23 protein-coding genes are annotated in these 22225 nt (G+C 74.9%); 16 read left to right on the plus strand and 7 right to left on the minus strand.

All coding sequences use genetic code 11. The features are described 5' to 3' along the window. Positions 1-119: 119 nt before the first annotated feature. The 10 genes from OH807_RS20945 (at position 120) to OH807_RS20990 (ending at position 7183) form a co-directional block, all read left to right on the plus strand. Entirely contained in the window at positions 120-488 is a 369-nt protein-coding gene (locus OH807_RS20945) for an ATP-binding protein (RefSeq protein WP_406201065.1), read from the plus strand. Further along, positions 485-733: a hypothetical protein gene (locus tag OH807_RS20950; RefSeq protein ID WP_406201068.1), complete on the plus strand. Its 249-nt coding sequence runs from the start codon at positions 485-487 to the stop codon at positions 731-733. Before OH807_RS20945 ends, OH807_RS20950 begins: the two co-directional genes overlap by 4 nt. Further along, positions 721-960, plus strand: a complete 240-nt coding sequence (locus OH807_RS20955) for a hypothetical protein (protein WP_406201071.1) — start codon at positions 721-723, stop codon at positions 958-960. The genes OH807_RS20950 and OH807_RS20955 overlap by 13 nt, the downstream gene beginning before the upstream one ends. Continuing rightward, positions 957-1124, plus strand: coding sequence for a hypothetical protein (locus OH807_RS20960; RefSeq protein WP_406201074.1), 168 nt, complete (start codon positions 957-959; stop codon positions 1122-1124). The genes OH807_RS20955 and OH807_RS20960 overlap by 4 nt, the downstream gene beginning before the upstream one ends. Before the next feature lie 258 nt (positions 1125-1382). Next, positions 1383-2312, plus strand: a complete 930-nt coding sequence (locus tag OH807_RS20965; RefSeq protein ID WP_406201076.1) for a hypothetical protein — start codon at positions 1383-1385, stop codon at positions 2310-2312. 204 nt (positions 2313-2516) lie between these two features. After that, positions 2517-3011: a sortase-dependent protein gene (locus tag OH807_RS20970; RefSeq protein ID WP_406201079.1), complete on the plus strand. Its 495-nt coding sequence runs from the start codon at positions 2517-2519 to the stop codon at positions 3009-3011. Positions 3012-3084: 73 nt separating this feature from the next. Beyond that, complete coding sequence (locus OH807_RS20975; RefSeq protein ID WP_406201081.1) at positions 3085-3900, plus strand: class F sortase; 816 nt, start codon at positions 3085-3087, stop codon at positions 3898-3900. Positions 3901-4092: 192 nt separating this feature from the next. Further along, on the plus strand, positions 4093-4980 hold the full coding sequence (locus OH807_RS20980; protein WP_406201084.1) for a hypothetical protein: 888 nt from the start codon (positions 4093-4095) through the stop codon (positions 4978-4980). Further along, the gene (locus OH807_RS20985) at positions 4977-5795 is read left to right on the plus strand and encodes a response regulator (RefSeq protein WP_406201086.1); all 819 of its coding nucleotides are present in this window, start codon (positions 4977-4979) and stop codon (positions 5793-5795) included. Before OH807_RS20980 ends, OH807_RS20985 begins: the two co-directional genes overlap by 4 nt. Next, positions 5792-7183 (plus strand): sensor histidine kinase, encoded by a 1392-nt coding sequence (locus OH807_RS20990; protein ID WP_406201089.1) that lies wholly within the window; start codon positions 5792-5794, stop codon positions 7181-7183. Before OH807_RS20985 ends, OH807_RS20990 begins: the two co-directional genes overlap by 4 nt. Before the next feature lie 46 nt (positions 7184-7229). Here OH807_RS20990 and OH807_RS20995 read toward each other — a convergent pair whose 3' ends face one another. Continuing rightward, a complete protein-coding gene (locus OH807_RS20995; RefSeq protein WP_406201091.1) occupies positions 7230-8144 on the minus strand; it encodes a helix-turn-helix domain-containing protein in 915 nt (304 codons plus the stop codon). 141 nt (positions 8145-8285) lie between these two features. Between OH807_RS20995 and OH807_RS21000 the strand changes: the two genes are divergently transcribed. Then, on the plus strand, positions 8286-9719 hold the full coding sequence (locus OH807_RS21000; RefSeq protein ID WP_406201094.1) for an MFS transporter: 1434 nt from the start codon (positions 8286-8288) through the stop codon (positions 9717-9719). 91 nt (positions 9720-9810) lie between these two features. On the opposite strand, the gene OH807_RS21005 is transcribed toward OH807_RS21000, so the two are convergent. The 3 genes from OH807_RS21005 to hisC form a co-directional block, all read right to left on the minus strand. After that, the gene (locus OH807_RS21005; protein ID WP_406201096.1) at positions 9811-10431 is read right to left on the minus strand and encodes a hypothetical protein; all 621 of its coding nucleotides are present in this window, start codon (positions 10429-10431) and stop codon (positions 9811-9813) included. A gap of 71 nt (positions 10432-10502) precedes the next feature. After that, complete coding sequence (locus tag OH807_RS21010; protein WP_406201098.1) at positions 10503-11129, minus strand: hypothetical protein; 627 nt, start codon at positions 11127-11129, stop codon at positions 10503-10505. Positions 11130-11392: 263 nt separating this feature from the next. Beyond that, a complete protein-coding gene (gene hisC / locus OH807_RS21015; protein ID WP_406201100.1) occupies positions 11393-12475 on the minus strand; it encodes a histidinol-phosphate transaminase in 1083 nt (360 codons plus the stop codon). A gap of 386 nt (positions 12476-12861) precedes the next feature. Here hisC and OH807_RS21020 point away from each other — a divergent pair, with 386 nt between their 5' ends. The 3 genes from OH807_RS21020 to OH807_RS21030 all read left to right on the plus strand — a co-directional run bounded on the left by OH807_RS21020 (position 12862) and on the right by OH807_RS21030 (position 16616). After that, positions 12862-14019 (plus strand): LacI family DNA-binding transcriptional regulator, encoded by a 1158-nt coding sequence (locus tag OH807_RS21020; protein WP_406201103.1) that lies wholly within the window; start codon positions 12862-12864, stop codon positions 14017-14019. A 242-nt stretch (positions 14020-14261) separates the two neighbouring features. Further along, on the plus strand, positions 14262-15497 hold the full coding sequence (locus tag OH807_RS21025; RefSeq protein ID WP_406201105.1) for a metallophosphoesterase: 1236 nt from the start codon (positions 14262-14264) through the stop codon (positions 15495-15497). 234 nt (positions 15498-15731) lie between these two features. Next, positions 15732-16616 (plus strand): hypothetical protein, encoded by an 885-nt coding sequence (locus tag OH807_RS21030; protein WP_406201107.1) that lies wholly within the window; start codon positions 15732-15734, stop codon positions 16614-16616. Between the two features lie 78 nt (positions 16617-16694). Here OH807_RS21030 and OH807_RS21035 read toward each other — a convergent pair whose 3' ends face one another. After that, on the minus strand, positions 16695-17600 hold the full coding sequence (locus OH807_RS21035; RefSeq protein ID WP_406201110.1) for a LysR family transcriptional regulator: 906 nt from the start codon (positions 17598-17600) through the stop codon (positions 16695-16697). 124 nt (positions 17601-17724) lie between these two features. Here OH807_RS21035 and OH807_RS21040 point away from each other — a divergent pair, with 124 nt between their 5' ends. Further along, the gene (locus OH807_RS21040) at positions 17725-18150 is read left to right on the plus strand and encodes a VOC family protein (RefSeq protein ID WP_406201113.1); all 426 of its coding nucleotides are present in this window, start codon (positions 17725-17727) and stop codon (positions 18148-18150) included. 60 nt (positions 18151-18210) lie between these two features. Here OH807_RS21040 and OH807_RS21045 read toward each other — a convergent pair whose 3' ends face one another. Continuing rightward, the gene (locus tag OH807_RS21045) at positions 18211-18657 is read right to left on the minus strand and encodes a DUF5994 family protein (protein ID WP_406201116.1); all 447 of its coding nucleotides are present in this window, start codon (positions 18655-18657) and stop codon (positions 18211-18213) included. Positions 18658-18919: 262 nt separating this feature from the next. Between OH807_RS21045 and OH807_RS21050 the strand changes: the two genes are divergently transcribed. After that, on the plus strand, positions 18920-19375 hold the full coding sequence (locus OH807_RS21050; protein ID WP_406201118.1) for a CBS domain-containing protein: 456 nt from the start codon (positions 18920-18922) through the stop codon (positions 19373-19375). A 435-nt stretch (positions 19376-19810) separates the two neighbouring features. Here the strand turns inward: OH807_RS21050 and OH807_RS21055 are convergent, their stop codons facing one another. Continuing rightward, a complete protein-coding gene (locus OH807_RS21055) occupies positions 19811-22084 on the minus strand; it encodes an ice-binding family protein (RefSeq protein WP_406201120.1) in 2274 nt (757 codons plus the stop codon). Positions 22085-22225: the final 141 nt, after the last annotated feature.

Genomic DNA, 22225 nt, shown 5'->3' on the forward strand with positions numbered 1-22225 from the left:
GCTTGTTTCCAGGGCAGTAGGCGCCTGCTGCCCTCGCACCGCAGAGCAGCCATGTCCTGGCCTGGCTCACGGTGACGGCCCCGGCGATGCCCCATTCACCCCTCGCTCGGAGGTTCCCCATGTGTGCCTTCAACCCGCCCGACTGGTCCGCCGCCCGTGAGGAGCTGCGGGCCCTCCTCTCCGCCGCCTGCTGGCCGGCGGACCTCGTCGCCGACGCCGAACTCGCCCTCTGCGAGCTGTTCGTCAACGCCTGGCGCCACGGCCGCAGCCCCGCGCCCCTGGTCGTCGTCCTGCTCCTCAACACCACCCTGCGGGTCTCCGTCGCGGACGACAGCCCCGTGCTCCCGGAGCCCCGCACCTCCGCCGACCCGTACGAGCTGTCCGGCCGGGGCCTGCACCTCGTCCGATCGCTCACCCACCGGTTCGGCAGCGACCCCCGCAAGCACGGCGGCAAGTCCGTCTGGTTCGAGCTGGACGCCGCCGCGTGAACGAGCCGCTCGCCCCCGACGACCCCCGCATGCGCGACTACACCGCGCCCCAGGTCGCCACCCTGCTCCGCGAACTCCACGAGGCGGGCCGACGGTTCGGCATCCAGTGGGGCTCCGCGACCACCCATCACAGCAGCGTCGACGGCCGCGTGCTGGTCGACTTCGGCACCGCCCCGCTCGCCACCCTGCTCAACCTCCTGCACCTGCTCCGCAGCGCCGAGGGGGCCCGGTCGTGGGAGTCCTGATCCCGATGGTCACCGCCTCCACGCACGTGGAGCGCACCACCGCCGCCTACCTCACCGTCGAGCACGTCCCCGACGCGGCCGTTCAGCTCCGGCTCGCCGTGGACCTCGACATCCACGCCGGCCCCGGGGAACAGCTTGCCCTCCCCCTCACCCGCGACCAGGCCCACGAGCTCCTGCACGGCCTCGCCGCCCACCTCGGTCACCGCGTCATCGGCATCCGCCGGTGAGCACCGGCACCGTCCACCTCCTGATCGGCGCCGCCCTCCTCACTCTGCTCGCGCTGGCATTCGCCACGGTGGCCCTCGGTGTCGTCGCCACCCTCAGGATGCCGCGGGCCGGCGCCGACTCCCCGTCCGGCCGCGAGCAGCGGCAGCACGACCGGCCCGGCTGAGCACCCCGCCGAGCACCACCGCCGAGCACCACTGCGGAGGCCCTCGCCCGGCCCGGGCGAGGGCCTCGCGGTGCCCTCGGAGAAACTCCCGAAAAAACTTCTGAACCCACCTGCAACCCCCGGCGGGGATGCACGTCTTTACGGATGAAGGGCAGCGGAGAGCGAGACCGGCAGGGCCGGGGGGCGCGACCGCTCAACAGAGCGGCAAGCCGGTCACCTTCACACACACCCACCACCATGACCCTGGGGAGACACGTCATGAGCAAGTCCGTTATCACCGCATCTGCGAAGAACATCCGTCCGCTCTCCGGCCGCCGTCGCCTCGCCGCGCTCGCCGCCACCGCCGTCCTCGCCGGCGGCGTCCAGTTCCTCGCCACCGACACCGCCTGGGCCTGCGACAGCGGCGCCGACACCACCGCCCCCAAGCCCGTCACCCCGGCCTCCGCCCACCACGGCGAGCTCTCCACCGGCTTCCACATGACCCCCGACGGCCAGACCCTCACCGCCGGCGGCGCGAAGGTCGAGATCGGCATGGGCGTCGGCAACTTCACCGGCGCCCGCTACGAGAACGTCACTCCCTCCATCGCCGTCTTCAACCCCAAGGGCGCCACCAACCTCCAGGACTTCACCATCGAGGCCAAGACCCCCGCCGGCTGGAAGAAGCTCGGCCTGCGCCACGGCTGCGACCCGACCGTCTTCGCCGACACCAGCAGCCTCGTCGCCAAGACCCTCGACGACGGCCGCGCCGCCAACTTCCTCTTCCGCATCTCCGTCGCCGCCAACGCCGCCGCCGACCTCAACGAGCTCCAGATCTTCGCCAACGGGGAGGCCGCGGGCTACCCCATGGGCGACGGGGAGATCCACACCTTCAAGATCACCCAGCCCGCCCACCCCGCCGCGCCGAAGGCGGGCACCACCGCCAAGCCCGCCGCACCCAAGGCCACCCCCACCACCGCTGCCAAGCCCGCCCCTGCCAAGCCCGCCGCCGACCAGACCCCCGCCACCACGCCCGCCACCCCGAAGGCCACCCCGAGCGCCCCCGCCACCACTGCCCCCGCCGGCACCCCCGAACTCGCCCAGACCGGCGCTAACACGCCCAACGGCTTCCTCGCCGCCTCCGCCGCCGCCTTCGTCGCCCTCGGCGCCGGCGTCCTCATCGCCGTGCGCCGGCTGCGTCCCCAGCGCTGACCGACCCGCACGGAAACCCGGAGGGCCCTCCCCCGTACGCCGGTACGGGGGAGGGCCCTCCGGCGTTCCCGACGGGTCGTTACGCAGCCGATGAACGGCCGTGACACGACCGGCCGGGGACCGCGACACGCCCCTCCTAACGTCACTGACGACGCGCCGGCCGCACCGGCCGGGCACCGCGTCACGACGAAGGAGAGACGCCGTATGACCAGCAGCCGCACCCACCGCTCGCCCGCCCGCCGCGCGGTCGCCGCCTGTGCCCTGACCGGCGCCGCCCTGCTCGCCGTCCTCTCCGGCGGGCAGGCCTGGGCGGACGGCGCCCCGGCGCCCGCGCCGGCCGCCCCCAGCGTCAGCCGGCCCGCCGAGCCCAGCGCGGGCACGGGGGCGGGCGGCGCCGGGGCTCAGCCCTCCGTCGCCCCCCGGACCGCGACGCCGACCGCCACTCCTGCGGCACCGGGTGCGCCGGTGGTGTCCCCGTCCGCCGGCGTGGCGGCCGTCCCGACCGCGACGCCGGCCCCGCAGGGCGGGACCGGCCCGCAGGTCCGGGACGTTCCGAAGGGCGCCGCCCAGGCCGGTGACGGATCCGGCTCGACCGGCTCCTCGGGCCTCATGCTGGCCGGTGGCGGCACCGTCGCGGCCGTCGGCGCCGCAGCCCTGGGCTTCGCCCTCCTGCGCCGCCGCTCCGGTGCGCGCGGCTGACACCGGACCCGGGCCCTCCGGGCGACCCGTCCCCTCCGCTCCGCACCCGACCGTCCGGGGCGGGGGAGACGCGGTGCCTGCACGGAACGGGCCCGGGTCCGCGGAAGCGGCCGGGCCGGACGGCGAGCAGGCCGACCGGCCGACCCGCCGCCGGGGTGCGCGGGGCCGGAGCCACCGGCGGTCCCGTACCGACACGCCGGGCTCCGCGCGCCTGCGCCGGACCGCCTTCGGCACGGCCGGGCTGCTCTGCCTGGTCCTCGGTGCCGCCGTGGCGCTCTCCGGTCAGCGCGGCACCCCGGTGGTGCGGGTGGAGACCTCGGCCCGCGATGCCGGTGACCCCCGGGCGGCGGCCACCGCCCCGGTGACGGGCGGCGGAGCCGCTCCGGGTACCGTCCCGGCGGCCGCCCCGGTCGCCGCGCCCCGCCCGTTCGCGGCCTCGCCCCCGACCCGCCTGATCATCCCGACGGCCAAGGTCGACGCCCCGGTCACCGCCCTCGGCCTGAACGCCGACGGCACGGTCGAGGTGCCGTCGGCCGACCGGGCCGGGGAGACCGGCTGGTACCGGAACGGGCCGACGCCGGGCGAGACCGGCCCGGCCGTCCTGATCGGGCACTACGACACCGCGCACGGCCCGGCCGTCTTCCACGACCTGCCGAAGCTGCGGCCGGGCGATCCCGTCCGGGTGCAGCGGGCGGACGGCAGCACGGTGGAGTTCCGGGTCCGTACGCTGCTCCAGGCGGCCAAGGACCGGTTCCCGACCGAGACGGTCTACGGAAACACCGCGGCGCCCGAGCTCCGGCTCATCACCTGCGGCGGACGGATCGGGTCGGACGGCCACTGGACGGACAACATCATCGTCCTGGCGGACCTGGCCGGCCCGGCCGGCTGATCCACCCGGATCCACCCGGATTGAACCGGATCCACCCCGCCCGGCCCACCTCCCGAGGACGCTCCCGGGGTGGGCCGGGCGGAACCACCGAGCACCGCCCCGGCGACCTACCGACGGGGACGAACCGGCACGCAGCGGGCTGCACGCAGCAGCACGCTGCGCAGCCGCAGACCAGGAGGACGAGCACCGACCGTGGCAGCACCCGTCGCATCCCGCCGCCCGGGCGCCGCCGCCTTGGCCGTTCTCCTCACCACGCTCCTCGCCGCCCTGGCCGCCGCCCTGCTGAGCAGCTGCGCGAGCCCCGGCGGGCTGCGGGACCACGGCGCGGCCCGCACCGTGACGCAGCCGCCGAAGGCGGTGCCGCTCTGGCCCGACCTCGCCACGGCCCCGCCGCCGACCTCGCCCCCCGCCGATGCGGACGGCCCGCCGCCGCCCCCGAAGCCCGTCCCGGACATCACCGCCCCGGGCCAGGACATCACCGCCGTGGACGTCCGGGCCCTGCTCGCGAAGGACCCCGAACTGGGCCCGGAGGAGCGGCGCGCCCTCGGCTCCTGCCCGGGCTGCGAAGTCCGCAGCCCGGAGTACCGCGACCTCACGGGCGACGGCGCGGCCGAGCTGGTCACCGCCGTCGCCGCCCCCGGCCAGGTCGTCCTGCACGTCTACCGGCTGACCGGCGACCAGCTGGTGCCCGTGCTCCGGGTGGGGGTGCTGAGCGGGTTCAGCGCGGAGACCGTCGACACCGACCTCTGGGTGCGCGAGCCGACCACCACCTCCGCCCAGACCATCAGCCACTACCGGTGGGACGGGCTCCGCCTGGCCCTGCTGGAGCAGAAACTCGAAGGCATCGGTTCGGTGCCCGGCCCGGGGACCACCCCGACCGCGGAGCCGTCCGGCGCCGCCGCCGGAGCGGGGACCGGCGGCACCCCGACCGTGACGGGCCGGCCCACCCCGATGCCCGCGCCGGCCACCCCGGGGCGCGCCACCCCGTCCGCAGGCACCGGACCGGTGGCCGTCTCCCCGCGCCCCGGCGCGCCCGAACCCGCCCGACCGACCGCCGCCCGCCCGGAGACCACGCCATGAGCCCCGCTGCGCCCGCCCACCCGCACATCCTGATCGTCGAGGACGACGAGGTGATCCGGGAGGCCACCCGGATGGCCCTGGAGCGCTACGGGTTCCCGGTCTCCACCGCCGCCGACGGTCTGGAGGGGCTGGAGGCGTTCCACGCCGTCCGCCCCGATCTGCTGCTGCTGGACGTGATGCTGCCGCTGCTCGACGGGGTCGGCCTCTGCCGGCGGATCCGCGAGGAGAGCCAGCTGCCGATCCTGATGATGTCGGCCCGCACCGATCCGGTCGACGTGGTCTCCGGGCTGGAGGCGGGGGCGGACGACTACGTGGTGAAGCCGTTCGAGAGCGCGGTGCTGGTCGCCCGGATCCGGACGGTGCTGCGGCGGGTCCGGATCGTCCCGGCCGCCGAGGCGCCCGCGCCGGTACCGGCACCCGTGCCCACGACCGGCCCGGCCACCGCGGTCACCGCGGACACCCCGGACGCCGGGGCCCCCGTCGCGGTCGGGTCCACCGCCACCAACACCCCGCCGGCCCCGCGGCCGGTGCGCAGCTTCGACGGGATGGAGGTGGACACCGAGAGCATGGAGGTGCGGGTGCACGGCCGGCTCGTCCCGCTCACCCCGACCGAGCTGCGCCTGCTGCTGGAGTTCACCGCCGCGCCCGGCATCGTGCTGGAGCGCTCGGCCCTGCTGGAACGGGTCTGGGACTACGAGTGGGGCGCCGACACCCGGGTGGTGGACGTCCACGTGCAGCGGCTGCGCGCCAAGATCGGCAGCGACCGGATCGAGACCGTCCGCGGGTTCGGCTACAAGTTCCGGCGACCGGCATGAGACTGCGCCGCACCGCCGTCCGCACCGTCCCCGCCACCACCGTTCCCGACGGCGCCACCCCTGACGGCACCGCCCCCGCCGTCCCCGACGACGCCCCGCCGGACGGCGCCGGCCCGCGCACCCGGGCCCCCCGCCGGGTGGCCCTGCGCCGGCTGTCGCTGCGGCGCCAGATCGCCACCGCCGTCGCCGCCGTCTCCGTGCTGGTCGCGGTGGCGGTCGGCCTGCTGGTCCACCGGGCGATGATCGACCAGCACGTCGACCAGGCCCGCGGAGCGGCGGTGGCGGCGCTCGACTCGGCGCTGGACGCCTACGGCCGCGGTGACGGGCCCGAGCGCCGCGGCGCCGTGCTGAACGACCCGGCGCTGCCACCCCGGCTGCACGCCCTCGCGGCGGACGGCCGGCACGGCACCCTGCTGGCCGCCGGGCCGGAGGGCGAGGCGATGTGGGCGGCCGGCGCCGTCCAGAACGGCGTGCTCTCCGTCCGGGTCGACTTCACCCAGGACCGCAGGGCCATCGCCGACCTCGACCGGATCATCCTGTTCACCGTCATCGCCTCGGTCTTCATCACGGTGCTGGTCGGCGTGCTGGTCGCGGACCGGATCAGCCGGCGGCTGCGCACGGCGGCCACGGCCGCCCGGGAGATCGCCGCCGGGCGCACCGACACCCGGATCGGCGAGCTGGTCGACGGCGGGGACGAAGTCGCCGACCTGGCCGCGGCCGTCGACCTGATGTCGCGGGCGCTGCACCGCCGGCTGGAGGACGAGCAGCAGTTCACCGCCGACGTCGCGCACGAGCTGCGGACGCCGCTGACCGGGCTGGTCACCGCGGCCGAACTGCTGCCGGAGGGCCGCCCCACCCAGCTCGTCCGGAACCGGGTGCAGGCGCTGCGCTCGCTGGTCGAGGACCTGCTGGAGGTGTCCCGGCTGGACGCGAACGTCGAGACGGCGGACCTCTCGGCCGTCCCGCTCGACCGGGCGGTGCGCCGGACCGTCACGCTCACCGGCCTGGAGGTGCAGGTCGAGGTCGCGTCGGACGCCGCCGGGGCGACGGTGCGCACCGATCTGCGCCGGCTCGACCGCATCCTGGGCAATCTGCTCGTCAACGCCGACCGGCACGGCGGCGGCCCGGTCCGGCTGGGTGTGGACGGCCTGCGGATCACCGTCCGCGACCACGGCCCCGGCTTCCCGGACGACCTGCTCCGGCACGGCCCGCAGCGCTTCCGGACGAGCGTGCGCGAGCGCGGGCGCGGCCACGGCCTCGGCCTGACGATCGCGCGGGGCCACGCCCGGGTGATCGGCGCCGGCCTGACCTTCGCCAACCACCCCGACGGCGGCGCCCTGGCCACCCTGACCCTGCCCCCGGCCCGGCCGGACGACCAGGCCTCCTGACCCGCCTCCTGACCCGCCTCCGGACCCCGCTGCCGGCCCGCCCGGGTCACTCGCCGATCGGCGTCCCGGCGGCGCGGCGGCCGGTCGGGGCCGGCCCGGCGGCGGCCGTGGTGGTCGCGGCCAGGAGGCGGAGACCGGCCTCGGCGGAGGAGCCGGGCGCGGCGCTGAACAGCAGCATCCGGTGCCCGGCGGCCTCGGGCAGCGGCAGCGCCTCGAAGTCCAGGACGAGGTCGCCGACGACCGGGTGGCGGAGCTCCTTGTTGCCGAACAGGCAGTCGTGCACCGGGTGGCCCGACCAGAGGGCCGCGAACTCCGCGCTCTTCATCGACAACTCGCCGATCAGGGCGGCCAGCTGACGGTCCTCCCGGTGCCGGCCCGCGGCCAGCCGCAGGAACGCGACCTGGGCCCGGGCCTCCGTCTCCCAGCGCGGGTACAGCTCCCTGGTCCGCGGGTCGAGGAAGAGCAGCCGGGAGAGGTTCGGCCGGTCCGCCGGCCGGTCGGGCCCGGCGGCGTCCAGGTGGCCGGCGAGCAGCGCGTGACCGAGCGGGTTCCAGGCCAGTACTTCGTTGCGCCGCCCGACCACCACCGCCGGGACGTCCGTCATCGCGTCGATCAGCTGCCGCACGGCCGGCCGGACCCGCTCGAAGCGCTCGGCCGTCCTGGCCTTCGCGCGGGCCGGACGGGCCAGGTTGCGCAGGTGGGCGTGTTCGTCGGCGTCCAGCCGCAGCGCCCGGGAGATGGCGTCGAGCACCTCGTCCGAGGCGTTGCGGCTCTGCCCCTGCTCCAGCCGGGTGTAGTAGGTGATGCTGACGCCCGCCAGCTGCGCCAGCTCCTCGCGGCGCAGCCCCGGCACCCGCCGGCGCGTGCCGTACGCGACCAGGCCGACGTCCTCGGGTTGCAGCCGGGCGCGGCGGGTGCGCAGGAACTCGCCCAACTCGGTCGGTGTGTCCGATGCGGTCATGGCTCCAGTGAACACCGGCCGGGCCCCACCGAGCCTGCCCCTGTCAGTACCACCCTTCGCGGGGGTCTGGGCGGGCCGGGCCCGGCGGAACAGGCTGCTGCCGTACCCGGAACCCCCGTCGAGTCGAAAGGCAGCGGAGCCATGACCGCCACCCTGTCCGAAGCACCACCCGCCACCGCACCGGCCCGCGGCACGACCGGCCGGCAGCGGCTCGTCCTCGTCGTCCTGCTGGCCGCCCAGTTCATGCTGGCCGTGGACTTCTCGATCCTGAACGTCGCCCTGCCGGTGATCGGCCAGGGCCTCGGCTTCTCGCTCGGCAACCTGCAGTGGATCGCCACCTCCTTCGCCCTCTGCGCGGCCGGCTTCACCCTGCTGTTCGGGCGGGTGGCCGACCTCCTCGGGCGCCGCCGGGTGTTCCTGACCGGCCTGGCGGTGCTCGCCGTCGCCTCGCTGGCCGGCGGGCTGGCCACCGGCCCGGAGGTCCTGCTGGCCGCCCGGGTCGCCCAGGGCCTGGCGACGGCGGCCGTCACCCCGGCCGGGCTGGCGCTGCTCACCACCGCCTTCCCCGAGGGGCCGCTCCGGGACCGGGCGCTGGGTCTGAACGGCGCGCTGATGTCGGCCGGTTTCACTTCCGGTGCGGTGCTCGGCGGTCTGCTCACCGACCTGCTCAGCTGGCGCTGGGCGTTCTTCGTCAACGTGCCGGTCGCGCTGGCCGTGCTGCTGGTGGCACCGCGGCTGATCGCCGAGAGCCGCCCGCGGCCGGCGACCGGGGGAGGCCGCGAGGGCGGCCGGGGCCGGATGGACCTGCCCGGTGCCGTCACCGTCACTGGTGGTCTGCTCGCCCTGGTCTACGGCCTGACGACGGCCGGCGAGCGCGGCTGGGGCTACCCGCCGGCGCTGGTGGCCCTCGTCGCGGCGGCGCTGCTGCTGACGGCGTTCTGGTTCGTCGAGCGGTCCGCGGCCGCCCCGCTGGTGCCGGTCCGGGTACTGCGGCGGCGCACGGTCGTCTGGGGCAACGCGGCCGGGCTGCTGGCCTTCGCCACCGAGACCTCGCTGGTCTTCCTGCTGACCCTCTACCTCCAGCGGGTGCTCGGCTTCTCCCCGCTGGCCACCGGCCTGGCCTTCGGTGTGCTGGGTGCGGGCACCGTGCTGGGCGGGGTGGTGGCGCCACGGCTGATCGGCCGGCTCGGCAGCCGGGGCGCGCTGCTCGCGGGCTTCCTCGTCCAGGCGGTGGCGACGGCCTCGCTCGTCCTGCTCGGCGCCGACCGGGCCTGGCTGGGGCTGCTGCTCGCGGCGACCTTCGTCGGCGGGGTCGGCAACATGCTGGCGATCGTCGGCTTCATGGTGACGGCCACCTCGGGCCTGCCGGACGACGAACAGGGGCTGGCCACCGGCGTCGCCACGATGACCCAGCAGGTCGGCATCACCCTGGGCACGCCGGTGATGAGCGCGGTCGCCACCGCGGCGGCCGCGGGCACCACCGTGCTGACCGGGGTCGGCTGGGCGATCGCGGTCAACACCGCCCTGGTGCTGCTGGCCGGCGCGGCCTCGGCGCTCTTCCTGCGACGTCGCTGAGGCGGCGGGGACGGGCCGCGGGCGGCGGCCGAGCGCGGCGGAGCGGGAAGTCGGACCGGCCGGCTTCCCGCTCCGCCTGTGCGCGGCGGGGCTACGAGTCGGCGACGACCTGCCGGACCAGACCCACCTGGACGATGCTGCTGATCCTGCCCGAGGAGTCCAGCACGATCTCGACGGAGTTGCGGTCGTAGCAGGGCTCGGTGTCCGGCACCGAGGTGTGGTTGAGGCAGAAGTCGGTGTGCGCCGCGAACTGCGCGAGCGGGACGGCGTGCAGCTTGTTGGTCAGGTCGCTCAGCTTGGCGGTGGCCCCGGCCGCGAAGGTGTACGTCTTCTCCTCGCCCGCGTCGATCCAGCCGCCGACGGGGTTGCCGCAGAGGTAGGTGGTCTCCTTGGCGTGGACGGTGGTGGCGGTGGCCGCCTTCGACAGGTTCACGATCCGGTGGTTGGACGGGATGCTGGGCGGGATGCAGCCGCCCGTCGAGCCGCTGCCGGGCGAGGCGCTCGCCGGGGCGGCGGAGCCGGGCGCGGCACCGGCGGGCTTGCCGGTGGCGGCGCCGGTCGGCGCGGGCGCGGCGGCGGTGGCCGCGGTGGTGGCAGCACCGGGCGCGGCGGCGGTGGCGGCGGGCTCCGGATCCCCCGGACCGCAGGCGGTCAGGGTGACGGCAGCGGCGGCGGCCGCGACGGCGAGCAGGAGAGCACTACGAGAGGACACGGTCGATCCTTGTGACGAACGGGCGGGAACGGGCGGGGACGGCGGGGACGACGAGCGGCGGGAGCTGCCGGTCACCCGTAGTGGACCTCGGTGATCGCGGTGACCTTGCCCGAGGAGTCCAGCGCCAGGTCGTAGTCGACACCGGTGTCGCAGGGGCTGGCCGCATCGTTGATGTGGTTCACGCAGTGCGTGGTGTGGTCGGCCAACTGGGCCAGCGAGACGGGCTTCTGGCCGTCGAGCGTGGTGAGCGCGGCCTTGGCGCCGGGCGCGAAGGTGTAGGTCTTCTCCTCGCCCTTCGGCCACCAGCCCATGTCGGGCATCCGGCAGGTGTACTCGCCGTCCTTGGCGATCACCGTGGTCGCCGTGGTGGCCTTGGTCAGGACGACCACCTTGTGGCCGGCCGGCAGCGGCTTGACCTCACCCGGCTTGCAGTCCGGCCCGGCCTGGCCGGCCGCGGCGGGGCCGCCGGAGGACGGCTTGGCGCTCGCCGGGGCGGCGGTAGTGGGCGCGGCACCGGTGGGCTTGGCGGTGCCGGCGGCGGCGCCGGACGGCGCGGGCGCGGCGGCGGTGGCCGCGGTGGTGGCAGCACCGGGCGCGGCAGCGGTGGCGGCGGGCTCCGGATCCCCCGGACCGCAGGCGGTCAGGGTGACGGCAGCGGCGGCGGCCGCGACGGCGAGCAGGACAGTGCGCGTGGACATGGTGATTCGTTCCCCCGGGTGACGAGCGGCCGGTCGGCCGCCCTGACTGACGGTCGCACAGACTAGCGACACAGCAGCCCCGTACGCCTCAGGAATCCCACCTGAGACCGAATCACCACAGCATCCGGACGGAACGGCGAAGGGGTGCACCGCCCGGGCGGTGCACCCCTTCGCCGGGCCCGTTCGAGCCCGGCCGAACCCGGTCGGCCCGGGCGTGTCAGGCCCGGCAGGCCCCTTCGAGCCTGCCGGGCCCGCCGGCCGGATCAGCCCGCTGTCGTCTTGCGGAAGGCCTCGGCCACCGAGAGGAAGATCGAGTTGCCCTCGGTCTCGCCGATCGAGACCCGGACGCCCTCCGGGAACGGGCGGACGATCACCCCGGCCTCGGCGCACAGCGCGGCGAACTCCTGGGAGCGCTCGCCGAGCCCCAGCCAGACGAAGTTGGCCTGCGAGTCGGGGATCTCCCAGCCCTGGGCGCGCAGCCCGCCGACCACCCGGGCACGCTCCTCGACCAGCGCCTCGACCCGGACCATCAGGGCCTCCTCGGCCCGCAGCGAGGCGACGGCGGCGTCCTGGGCGAGCTGGGTGACGCCGAACGGCACCGCCGTCTTGCGCAGCGCGTTGGCCACCGGCTCGTGCGCCACGGCGAAGCCGACCCGCATGCCCGCCAGGCCGTACGCCTTGGAGAAGGTCCGCAGCACGCAGACGTTCGGACGGTCGCGGTAGAGCTCGATGCCGTTCGGGACCTCGGGGTCACGGATGAACTCGATGTACGCCTCGTCGACGACCACCAGGACGTCGGCGGGCACCGCGTCCAGGAAGCGCTCCAGCTCGGCGCGGTGGATCACGTTGCCGGTGGGGTTGTTCGGGTTGCAGACGAAGATCAGCCTGGTCCGCTCGGTGACGGCGGCCAGCATCGCGTCGAGGTCGTGGTCGCCGCCCTCGGTGAGCGCCACCGGGACGGGGGTCGCACCGGCGACCTGGGTGATGATCGGGTACGCCTCGAAGGAGCGCCAGGCGAACATCACCTCGTCGCCGGGGCCGGCGGTGGCGAGGATCAGCGACTGGGCGACGCCGACCGAGCCGGTGCCGGTGGCGATGTGCTCGGCCGGGACGCCGAAGTGCTGCGCCAGCTCGGCGGTCAGCTCGGTGACGGCCATGTCCGGGTACCGGTTGAGCGAGCCCGCCGCCTTGACCGCCGCCTCCAGCACGCCGGGCAGCGGGTCGTACGGGTTCTCGTTGGAGGACAGCTTGTAGGCGTCGGCGCCGGCGGGCTTGCCGGGCTTGTAGGTGGGGATGCCGTCCAGGGTCGGCCTCAGCCGGGGCCCCTGCGGTGCCGTTCCGCTCACGGTCCTGCTCCTTCTCTGTTCTGCTCCGTCGAGTCCGTCGGGCCCGTCGCGTCCTTGGTGCGCCGAGCCCCCACCGGTGCGGCCGCGTCCGGTCCGGACGGGATCGCCGCCGGGCCCGGGAATTCGCAACGCACCCGGACCACCCCGGTCGGGTGCCCTGAACGATACCGACCGCGCTCACCCGTAGGAGTGAGATGCCCGGACGGGCCACCGGCGCAGATCAGCCATTCTGCAGGGTTCCTATGGCACATGTCAGAGGTAAGACGGCTGGTTTCTTGCGGGTATCGAAGGGGCGCGCACCGGCTCACTCTTGGAGAAACGTATCTCCGAGGGCCCCCGATGCGCCGGTCACAGACCCTTGTCAGGAGCCATACGATCGGTCCGCCATGACAGCAGCAGCCAACCAGAGCGGTCGGCGACCCACCACCTCGCGGCGTCTGGAGCGGGCCGGCATCCGGGATGTGGCAGCAGCCGCAGGAGTGTCGATCACCACCGTCTCCGACGCGCTGAACGGTAAGGGCCGCCTGCCCGACGAGACCAGAAGCCGGGTGCGCGAGGTCGCCGAGCGCCTCGGCTACCGCCCCTCGGCCGCCGCCCGAACCCTGCGGACCGGACGCTCCGGCCTGATCGGGCTGACCGTCACCACCTACGGCGAAGAGCCGTTCACCTTCACCGAGTTCGCCTACTTCGCCGAGATGGCCCGGGCCGCCACCAGCGCCGCCCTCGGCCGCGGTTACGCGCTGGTCGTCCTGCCCGCCTCCTCCCGGCACGACGTCTGGGGCAACATCGCCCTCGACGGCACCGTGGTGATCGACCCGCCCGACCAGGATCCGCTGGTCAGCGAGCTGTACCGGTCCGGCGTCCCGGTGGTCAGCGACGGCAAACCGGGGAACTGCCCGGTCACCGCCTGGGTCGACAACGACCACGAGGCCGCCGTGCTCGACATCCTCGACCACCTCTCCGAGGCCGGCGCCCGCCGGATCGGTCTGCTCACCGGCACCAGCACCGACACCTACACCCGGCTCTCCACCGAGGCGTACCTCGGCTGGTGCACCAAGGTCGGCCAGGAGCCCGTCTACGAGACCTACCCCGCGCACGACCCGGCCGCCGGCGCCGTCGCCGCCGACCGGCTGCTCGCCCGTCCGGACCGTCCGGACGCCGTCTACGGACTGTTCGACCCCAACGGCACCGACCTGCTCGCCGCCGCCCGCCGGTACGGCCTGCGGGTGCCGGACGACCTGCTACTGGTCTGTTGCAGCGAGAGCGACGTGTACGCGGCCACCGAACCGCCGATCACCACGCTCTCGCTCAAGCCCCGGCGGATCGGCACCACCGTCGTCAACCTGCTCATCGACGCGATCGAGGGGGTCGACTCCGGCACCGGCGTCGACATCGCCCGGCTCTTCCCGCCGCGCTTCCGCACCGCGGGCACCGGCCCGCCGCCCGGCACCCTGATGCCCACCGAACTGATCGTCCGGGCCTCCTCCCAGCGCCGCAGCCCGCGCACCACGGTCAGCCCGCCGCGCACGCCGGGCGAGGTGTAGCGCGCGGGACCGCCTCCCGGCGGGCGGGGCGCGCGGTGCCGCGGGCCGCGCCGCGCGGAGGCCGCCCCGCGCGGCGGCGGGGGAACGGGCCCGGCGGCGGCCGGCGGCGGGGCCCAAGAGGCGGTCTAGACCATACCTAGCCGGGACAAAACGGACCTGACGGCCCGCCCGGCTGACGCTCCGGAGGATTGGATACCCACCAGGTGACGACGCCGGGAGAGTGGTCTTCCTATGATGGGCGAATGACACCCGAGGACCGCTTCCCCGGGCCTGATCACCCGGACTCAGGCCCCCGCCACCAGCCGGACCTCGACGTGCTGCCCTACGGCACCTACTACGAACCGGAGCCCGCCGGTTACACCGAGGCGGCGTACGAGTCGGAGACGTACAGCGGCTACGGCGGCGCGCGGTACCTCGAACAGCACTGGCCCAGCGGACCGGCCGCGCAGCAGCACGACCCGCAGGCCGGGCACGCGCCGCAGCCCGGACACGCCCCGCAGGGCGGTCACCCCGGCTACGAGCCGACGCTCGTCGACCAGCCCTCGCCCGCCCACCAGGGCACCCTCCCCGGCGGCCACCAGAGCGACGACCCGCCGACCATCGAGCTCGGCCCGCCGCTGCCCGAACCCGGCGTGCCGTACCACCCGTACCCCGCGCCCGCCCCCAACGAGCCGCCCGGCCCGCTCTACGTCGTCGGCGACGTGCACGGCTACCTCGACGAACTGCTCACCGAGCTGCGCCACCAGGGCCTGATCGACGCCGACGGCCACTGGGCCGCCGGGCGCTCCCGGATCTGGTTCCTCGGCGACTTCACCGACCGGGGCCCCGACGGCATCGGCGTCATCGACCTGGTCATGCAGCTCGCCGCCGAGGCCGCCGCCGCCGGCGGCTACTGCCGGGCCCTGATGGGCAATCACGAACTGCTGTTCCTCGGCGCCGCCCGGTACGGCGACGAGCCCGTCCAGTCCACCGCCGGCACCGCCTCGTTCCTCGCCGCCTGGCGGCTCAACGGCGGCCAGCAGCACGACCTGGACCGGCTGGAGGCGCACCACATCAGCTGGCTGTCCCGGCTCCCCGCCATCGCGCTGGAGGACGGCCACCTGCTGCTGCACTCCGACACCACGGCCTACCTGGAGTACGGCGAGTCCATCGCCGAGGTCAACGACGGCGTCCACGACCTGCTCGCGGACGAGGGCGTGGACGAGTGGTGGGACTGCTTCCGCCGGTTCACCAAGCGCTTCGCCTTCCGCGGCGACTCCGGCCCGCAGGCCGCCCACGAGCTGCTCGACACCTACGGCGGCTCGCGCATCGTGCACGGGCACAGCCCGATCCCGTACCTGACCGGCGCGGTGCACTCCGACGACGGCGCACCGCCGCACATCCCCGGCCCGTACATCTACGCGGACGAGCTCGCCGTGGCGATGGACGGCGGCGTCACCATGGAGGGACGCCTGCTGGTCGCGCGGCTGCCGATCTGACCGTCCCGGACGCCTCCCGCGCCCCTTCCCGAACACCCGTTCCCGGCGCCCGCCCCGGACCGCACGCGCGGCCCGGGGCGCGAAATTCCGGAAAGTTACTGTCAGCGCGACCGCACCCGCCCCTACCATCGAGGCACACCACACCCGGCCGCCCGTGTGGCGGCCCGTCCCCGGGCCCGTGTCTGCACACCCCGCGGGCCAGGGGCGGACGGGTTTCGCCTGAACGGGGTCCCCATGAACAACGCCCCGCACCTGCTCGCCGAGGACCGCCCCGACTTCGAGCGCCTCCTCGACGAAGCACTGCGCGACGGCACCATCCTGACCGCCCTGCGCACGCCCGGCGCCCTCACCGGCGACCAGCTGCGCCACCAGGCCCTGCGCGCCGCCGACGGCGTCTCGGCCGCGGCGGCCACCGAGTACGACCACTACCTGCGGCTGCGCGGGAGCCTGCACAGCACACCCCCGCCCGACCCGGACCACGAGCCGACCGCGCCCGGGCTGCTCTCCCAGCTGCGCTCGGCCGACGGCGGCGCCGGACTGTTCCCCGTCCTCACCGTCCTCACGCCGATCCTCGCCTGGGCCGCCGCCCTGGTGCTGCTCCTGCTCGGCTACGTGCTGCGCGCCGCCGACGAGGAGTCCGCGCTCGCGCACTCGGTGCTCACCGCCGGGTGGGTCGCGCTGGCCGCCGGGGTGGTCGCGATGGTGGTCGGCATCGTCGGGCTGGTCCTCACCGCACTGCGCGACGGCGCCGGCGTGCCCGGCCCGGCCGGGGTCGACCCCGAGCTCGCCGCCGAGCTCGCCGAGGCCCGCCGCGCCTGGCAGCGCGCACTGCGCGACCGGGCGCTGCTGCCGTACCTGCACGCCGCACTGCGCGCCGACCCGGCACCACCGCCGCCGACCGCGGCCGTTCCCGCCCAGGGCGGCCCCGCAGCCCGGCCGGACTTCTCCAGCCCCGACTTCTCCAGCCCCGGCTACACCGGACCGGGCTTCAGCAGCCCCGGCGTCGAGGGGATCACCGACCCGGAGGGGCGCGAGCCGCGCACCGCCACCTTCTCCACCCCGGACTTCACCGGCCCCGGCTACACCGGACCGGGCTTCACCAGCCCGGACGACGTCTGACCCGGACGGCGTCTGACCCGGCGTCGGCCGATCCCGTAGCGGCCCGCCCGTGCCCGGCCGTGCCCGCCCGTGCCCGGCTCAGCCCGGTGAGCCGTCGGCGCGGGCGGCCTCCGTCGCGGCCCGGACGAACGCGCGGACCCGCTCGGTCGTGTTGCACTCCAACCAGACCAGGCCCCGCTCGATCGGCGGCGCGTCGCGGATCGGCACGTAGCGGACGTCGGGCCGGGGGTAGTACTGCCGCGAGTGCTCGCCGACCGGCAGCACCCCCCGGCCGAGCGCGACCAGCGAGAGCATCTCCGAGAACGTGCTGCCCACCGGGCCCTTGGGCACCGGCCGGCCGGTCGGGGTGTGCTCCGGTGTCCGGTCCCGCTTGAAGGCGGCCGAGGTGACGGCCGGGAACTGCACCACCGGGTGGTCGGCGAGGTCCTCGACCGACACCGACTCCACCGCCGCCAGCGGGTGCCCGGCCGCCACCGCCAGCACGCGCCGCTCCGAGATCAGCGTCGGCCCGCAGGCCAGACCGTCCCCGTCGAAGGGATAGGCGGCGATCAGCAGGTCGACCGAACCGTCCAGCAGGCTCGGCCGGGAGTTGAAGAGCTGCACCTCGCGCACGTCGACGCGGCAGCCGGGGTGGCGGCCGGTGAACAGCCGGACGGCCCGGAGCAGCAGCGGCGCCGTCCACTCGCCGAGGAACGCCACCCGCAGCTCGCCGGTCACCCCGCGGCCCGCCTCCACGGCCCGGTGCACGGACTCCTCGATCCCGGCGACCAGCGGCCGCAGGTCGTCCGCCAGCCGCTGCCCGATCGCGGTGACCCGCACCGTCCGGCTGGTCCGCTCGAACAGCCGGGCACCCGTCCGGCGCTCCAGCTTCCCGATCACCTGGCTGATCCGCCCGGTGGTGACGCCCAGCCGCTCGGCGGTGCGGCCGAAGTGCAGCTCCTCCGCGAGCGTCAGGAACGCCTCGATCTCGTACCGCTCCCACATGCTGACGTCCGATCATTGAGCTCTGCTCAACGATCCTAGTGCAGTCCTGCGTTGATGCGACCCCCGGCCCGGCGGATCGTGGAGCACGTCACCGGAACCACCCCCAGCACCGCAGGAGCTCCCCATGACCGCCATCCGCGTCAAGGCCTTCGACCACCTCGTCCTCAACGTCCAGGACGTCGAACGGTCGCTGGACTTCTACCTCGGTCTGCTCGGCATGGAGCCCGTCCGGGTCGACGAGTGGCGGGCCGGCAAGGTGTCCTTCCCCTCCGTCCGGGTCAACTCGGAGACCATCATCGACCTCTTCCCCCGTCACCGGGGCGAGTCCAACGTCGACCACCTCTGCCTCGCCGTCGAGCCGCTGGACTGGCAGGAGGTCGTCGACTCCGGCGTCTTCACCGTCCTCGACGGCCCCGGCCCGCGCTTCGGCGCCCGCGGCACCGCGACCTCCCTCTACGTCCAGGACCCGGACGGCAACACCGTCGAGCTCCGCTGGTACCCGCAGGACGCAGCGGACGCCGCGGACGCCCCGGCCACCGCCACGGCGTGACCGGCACCCGGGCGGCCCCGGGCGGGAACCGCGGCGCCCGGCCCGGGAGCGGGCGGCCCGTCAGGGGAGCAGGAGCTCGGCCGCGGGCGTGTGGTTCCCGGGCGTCGCCGCCGCCGCCATCGCCGAGGCCGCCGTCACCGGAGCCGTCCGGGGCGGCACCACCAGGAGGAGGAAGTGGTCCTGGAAGCCCCGGCCGACGCTGATCGTCGCGTTGCTGCCGGCGCACCAGTTGATCCGCACCACCACGCCGTTCACCACCACCGACCGCGGCACGCCGCCCCAGGCCGGGGTGTCGAGCCCCACGGTGGTGATGGGCCCCAGGTGCGCGCCGAGCGCGGTGAGCAAGTCCGGCAGCTCGTCCAGGACGTTGTCCGAGCGGGGCCACCAGCCGCCGTCGAAGATGCCGTCCCGCGCCGTGGTCGGCGCCAGCACGAGGCGCGGGAGCAGCGGGACGCCGGGTACGGACCACTGCCCCGGAGGGGAAGCGCTGGGAAGGGGGATCGGCATCATCAGGAGCCGCCCGTCCGGTCCACGAGGAACCAATCAGGACCCAGGGCGACACCAGTGCTGATACCGGTGTCCGGAATGTCCTCGGTTGTCTCCCACGGTACTCCGCGCCGCCCCCGCCCGGGCCGCCCACCACCGGAGTACGCTCGGAACCATCCAGGGCACTCCGCATCCCGGTACCCGTTCCGGCTTCGTTCTGGGTCACGCATCTTCCGGGCGGGCCCCTGGCCGGCGTCCGGAGACACGGGAAGCGGTGAGCACCGTGACCACTCTCGTCCCGCAGCCGGTCCGAACCCGCCAGTGCCCCACGGTCGCCGACGCCATGGATCCCTGCGAGTACTGGACAACCGACGACAGCACCGTCGACCAGGCCAACAACGTCCTGCGCGGCGCACATCTGGAGTACCTGATCGTCCGTGACCACGACGGACGGTGCGAGGGGCTCGTCACCCGCGCCGGGCTGCGGGTCTTCCTCGAACGCTCCTGGTACGGCGAGCCGACCTCGATCAGCACCGTCGCCCACCAGCGCGGCCCGTTCACCTGGCCGACCATGGGCCTGGCGCTGGCCGCCCTCACCATGCGGATCAAGCGGCTCGCGGTGTGGCCCGTCGTCGACGACGACGGCTACGTCCTCGGCGTCCTCACCTGCGACCGCGCCACCGCCGTGCTCGCCGCGGCCGGCGCCGCAACCGCGCCCACGACCGCGGCCGCCGCCTGAACGGCCGCGGCCGAACCCCCCGGTCACCGGGGCCACCGACCGGCAGCCCCGGGAGACCGCCGGGCTCCCGGGGCCTGCCACGGCCGTCGCCGCCCCCACCCGCGACCGGGCGGATGCTCGTCACGGATCTACTGGACGATCTTCATCGACGACAACTCCGTTTCGGGACAGGCGCCTTGCCGCCGGGTCGACGCCCCGCTCGGCTGCCTCGTGATGCACGTAGTCCCCCGCCGTCGCGACGGACGGTCCCGGGTCAGGCGGATCCGCCCGCGCAGGGCCGGGAACACCGACCCGACCGCCGTTCCGGCCAAAGCTGTGGCGCTGTCCCGGAGCGGCCTTCCGGCTTGCCCGAGACAGCGCCACACGTGGTCGAGCATCAGTCCGTCGGCGGGAAGTGGACCAGCTTCGGACACTCACCGCCCATCACGGCGACGGCTAGTGCCGGCGGCGAGCTGCGGCGCGTCCGCTGCGCCTCACGAGGATGAGGATCGAGCCTCCCAGCACGACGGCGGCCGCCGAGCCGACCGCCATGACGATCGACTTGTCGGAGCCGGTGGCGGCGAGTGCTTGCCCCGACTCGTGCGGACGCACGGCCGGTACACCCTGTTCGTGACCGCCCGTCCCGTTGCCGTGGTCGGCCGGAACGTTGCCGTGGTCGGCCGGAACGTTGCCGTGGTTGCCCTGGTCATTCCCGTGCTCACCCTGTTCATGGCCGCCGTGGCCCTGACCGCCGTGCCCGCCCGGAGACTGGGGCGGTCCGGCCGGACCAGCAGGCCCTGCGGGGCCGGCCGGACCAGCAGGGCCGGGAGCACCGTTGGCGCCCGGCGAACCGTTGGCACCCGGTGAACCGGGGGCACCGTTGGCTCCCGGCGAACCGTTGGCACCCGGTGAACCGGGGGCACCGTTGGCCCCCGGCGAACCGTTGGCGCCGGGAGCACCGTTCGCGCCCGGCGAACCGTTCGCGCCCGGCGAACCGTTGGCACCGGGAGCACCGTTCGCGCCCGGCGAACCGTTGGCACCGTTGGCGCCCGGCGAACCGTTGGCACCCGGCAAACCGTTGGCACCGGGAGCACCGTTCGCGCCCGGCGAACCGTTGGCACCGGGAGCACCGTTCGCGCCCGGCGAACCGTTGGCACCCGGCGAACCGTTCGCGCCCGGCGAACCGTTGGCACCCGGCGAACCGTTCGCGCCCGGCGAACCGTTCGCGCCCGGCGAACCGTTCGCGCCCGGCGAACCGTTGGCACCGTTGGCGCCCGGCGAACCGTTGGCACCCGGCAAACCGTTGGCACCCGGCAAACCGTTGGCACCGGGAGCACCGTTCGCGCCCGGCAATCCATTGGCACCGGGCGAACCGTTGGCACCCGGCGCACCGTTGGCACCCGGCGAACCGTTCGCGCCCGGCGAACCGTTGGCACCCGGCGAACCGTTCGCGCCCGGCGAACCGTTGGCACCCGGCGAACCGTTCGCGCCCGGCGAACCGTTGGCACCGTTGGCGCCCGGCGAACCGTTGGCACCCGGCAAACCGTTGGCACCCGGCAAACCGTTGGCACCGGGAGCACCGTTCGCGCCCGGCAATCCATTGGCACCGGGCGAACCGTTGGCACCCGGCGCACCGGGAGCACCGTTGGGGCCGGGAGCACCCGGAGCACCCGGGGAGCCCGCCACGCCCGGCGCACCGTTGGGGCCGGGGGCACCCGGGGAGCCGGCAGCACCGGGGGCGCCATTGGGGCCGGGCGCACCGGGGGCACCGGGAGCACCGTTGGCACCCGGCGCACCGGGAGCACCGTTGGGGCCGGGAGCACCCGGAGCACCCGGGGAGCCCGCCACGCCCGGCGCACCGTTGGGGCCGGGGGCTCCCGGGGAACCGGCAGCACCGGGAGGACCAGCGGGGCCACTCGGTCCGGGCGGGCCGCTCGGTCCGGGCGGGCCACTCGGTCCGGGCGGGCCGACGGTGCAGGCCGCCCTCGTGATGGTGTTGTCGTCCAGAGTGACGGCGCCGTTGCGGGCCAGGGCACGACCCTCGATCACCGAGGCATGGTTCACGCTGATGGACGTGAGGGCCAGGATGTTGCCCTTGAAGAAGGAGTTGACGTCGATGGTGGCGGAGCTACCGACCTGCCAGAACACATTGCAGGGCTGTGCTCCGTTGACCAGGCTGACGACGCTCGACGGAGCCGTGATGAGGGTGGAGCCGATCTGGAAGATGAAGACGGCGCTCGGGTCGCCCATCGCGTCGAGGGTGACGGTCCCGGTGAGGTTCAGCGACGAACTCGCCTTGTAGACGCCGGGTGTCAGCGTCAGGCCTCCGATGTCGCCGGGCGAGGTCAGGATGGCCGTGGGGGCCCGGCCGGCGGCATCGTTGTAGGCGATGACGAGGTCGGACTGGGCCTGCGCCGCCTGTGCGTCGTTGACGTGCTGGACCCCGTTCACGGCTCCGGGGGGAAAGCCCGTCACGCTGGTGCCCGGGAAGAGTCCCAGGTCTCCGTTGATGACGCTGGGGCCGGTGTTGGTGACGGTCGAACCCGCCAGGATCGCATAGCTGGTGTCAGTCCCCAGCCCCACCGGTGCCGTTGCGGCGTGTGCGGGGCTGGGGACCAGGCCGGCCGTCGCGAGCAACGTCAGTCCGGACAGCAGGACGGACGTCCCCGCGAGTCGAGTGCGTCTACGCCCTCGTCCCGGTGGAGCGGACAGCATGGCATCGACTGCCATAGGACAGGACCTTTCTTGTCGCCGTTGAACTCCGTCACCCGAAGAGGGCATTCGGAGCGCTGCTGGTGATTTCCGGTCGGGTCTCACGCCCCCGCACTCGCACCCGAGGGCCTTCGACGAGCGGAGCCGACCAGGACGGGT

Source organism: Kitasatospora sp. NBC_01560 (assembly GCF_045208415.1).
GTDB lineage: Bacteria > Actinomycetota > Actinomycetes > Streptomycetales > Streptomycetaceae > Kitasatospora.

What these genes read in the sequence shown, in the direction of transcription:
- OH807_RS21045 (WP_406201116.1), bottom strand. Translation starts at nt 18,657, where the DNA reads ATGCCGATCCCCCTTCCCAGCGCTTCCCCTCCGGGGCAGTGGTCCGTA.
- OH807_RS21020 (WP_406201103.1), top strand. Translation starts at nt 12,862, where the DNA reads ATGACAGCAGCAGCCAACCAGAGCGGTCGGCGACCCACCACCTCGCGG.
- OH807_RS21055 (WP_406201120.1), bottom strand. Translation starts at nt 22,084, where the DNA reads ATGGCAGTCGATGCCATGCTGTCCGCTCCACCGGGACGAGGGCGTAGA.
- OH807_RS20995 (WP_406201091.1), bottom strand. Translation starts at nt 8,144, where the DNA reads ATGACCGCATCGGACACACCGACCGAGTTGGGCGAGTTCCTGCGCACC.
- OH807_RS20970 (WP_406201079.1), top strand. Translation starts at nt 2,517, where the DNA reads ATGACCAGCAGCCGCACCCACCGCTCGCCCGCCCGCCGCGCGGTCGCC.
- OH807_RS21040 (WP_406201113.1), top strand. Translation starts at nt 17,725, where the DNA reads ATGACCGCCATCCGCGTCAAGGCCTTCGACCACCTCGTCCTCAACGTC.
- OH807_RS21030 (WP_406201107.1), top strand. Translation starts at nt 15,732, where the DNA reads ATGAACAACGCCCCGCACCTGCTCGCCGAGGACCGCCCCGACTTCGAG.
- OH807_RS20945 (WP_406201065.1), top strand. Translation starts at nt 120, where the DNA reads ATGTGTGCCTTCAACCCGCCCGACTGGTCCGCCGCCCGTGAGGAGCTG.
- OH807_RS20990 (WP_406201089.1), top strand. Translation starts at nt 5,792, where the DNA reads ATGAGACTGCGCCGCACCGCCGTCCGCACCGTCCCCGCCACCACCGTT.
- OH807_RS21035 (WP_406201110.1), bottom strand. Translation starts at nt 17,600, where the DNA reads ATGTGGGAGCGGTACGAGATCGAGGCGTTCCTGACGCTCGCGGAGGAG.
- OH807_RS21025 (WP_406201105.1), top strand. Translation starts at nt 14,262, where the DNA reads ATGACACCCGAGGACCGCTTCCCCGGGCCTGATCACCCGGACTCAGGC.
- OH807_RS20965 (WP_406201076.1), top strand. Translation starts at nt 1,383, where the DNA reads ATGAGCAAGTCCGTTATCACCGCATCTGCGAAGAACATCCGTCCGCTC.
- OH807_RS21010 (WP_406201098.1), bottom strand. Translation starts at nt 11,129, where the DNA reads ATGTCCACGCGCACTGTCCTGCTCGCCGTCGCGGCCGCCGCCGCTGCC.
- OH807_RS21000 (WP_406201094.1), top strand. Translation starts at nt 8,286, where the DNA reads ATGACCGCCACCCTGTCCGAAGCACCACCCGCCACCGCACCGGCCCGC.
- OH807_RS20985 (WP_406201086.1), top strand. Translation starts at nt 4,977, where the DNA reads ATGAGCCCCGCTGCGCCCGCCCACCCGCACATCCTGATCGTCGAGGAC.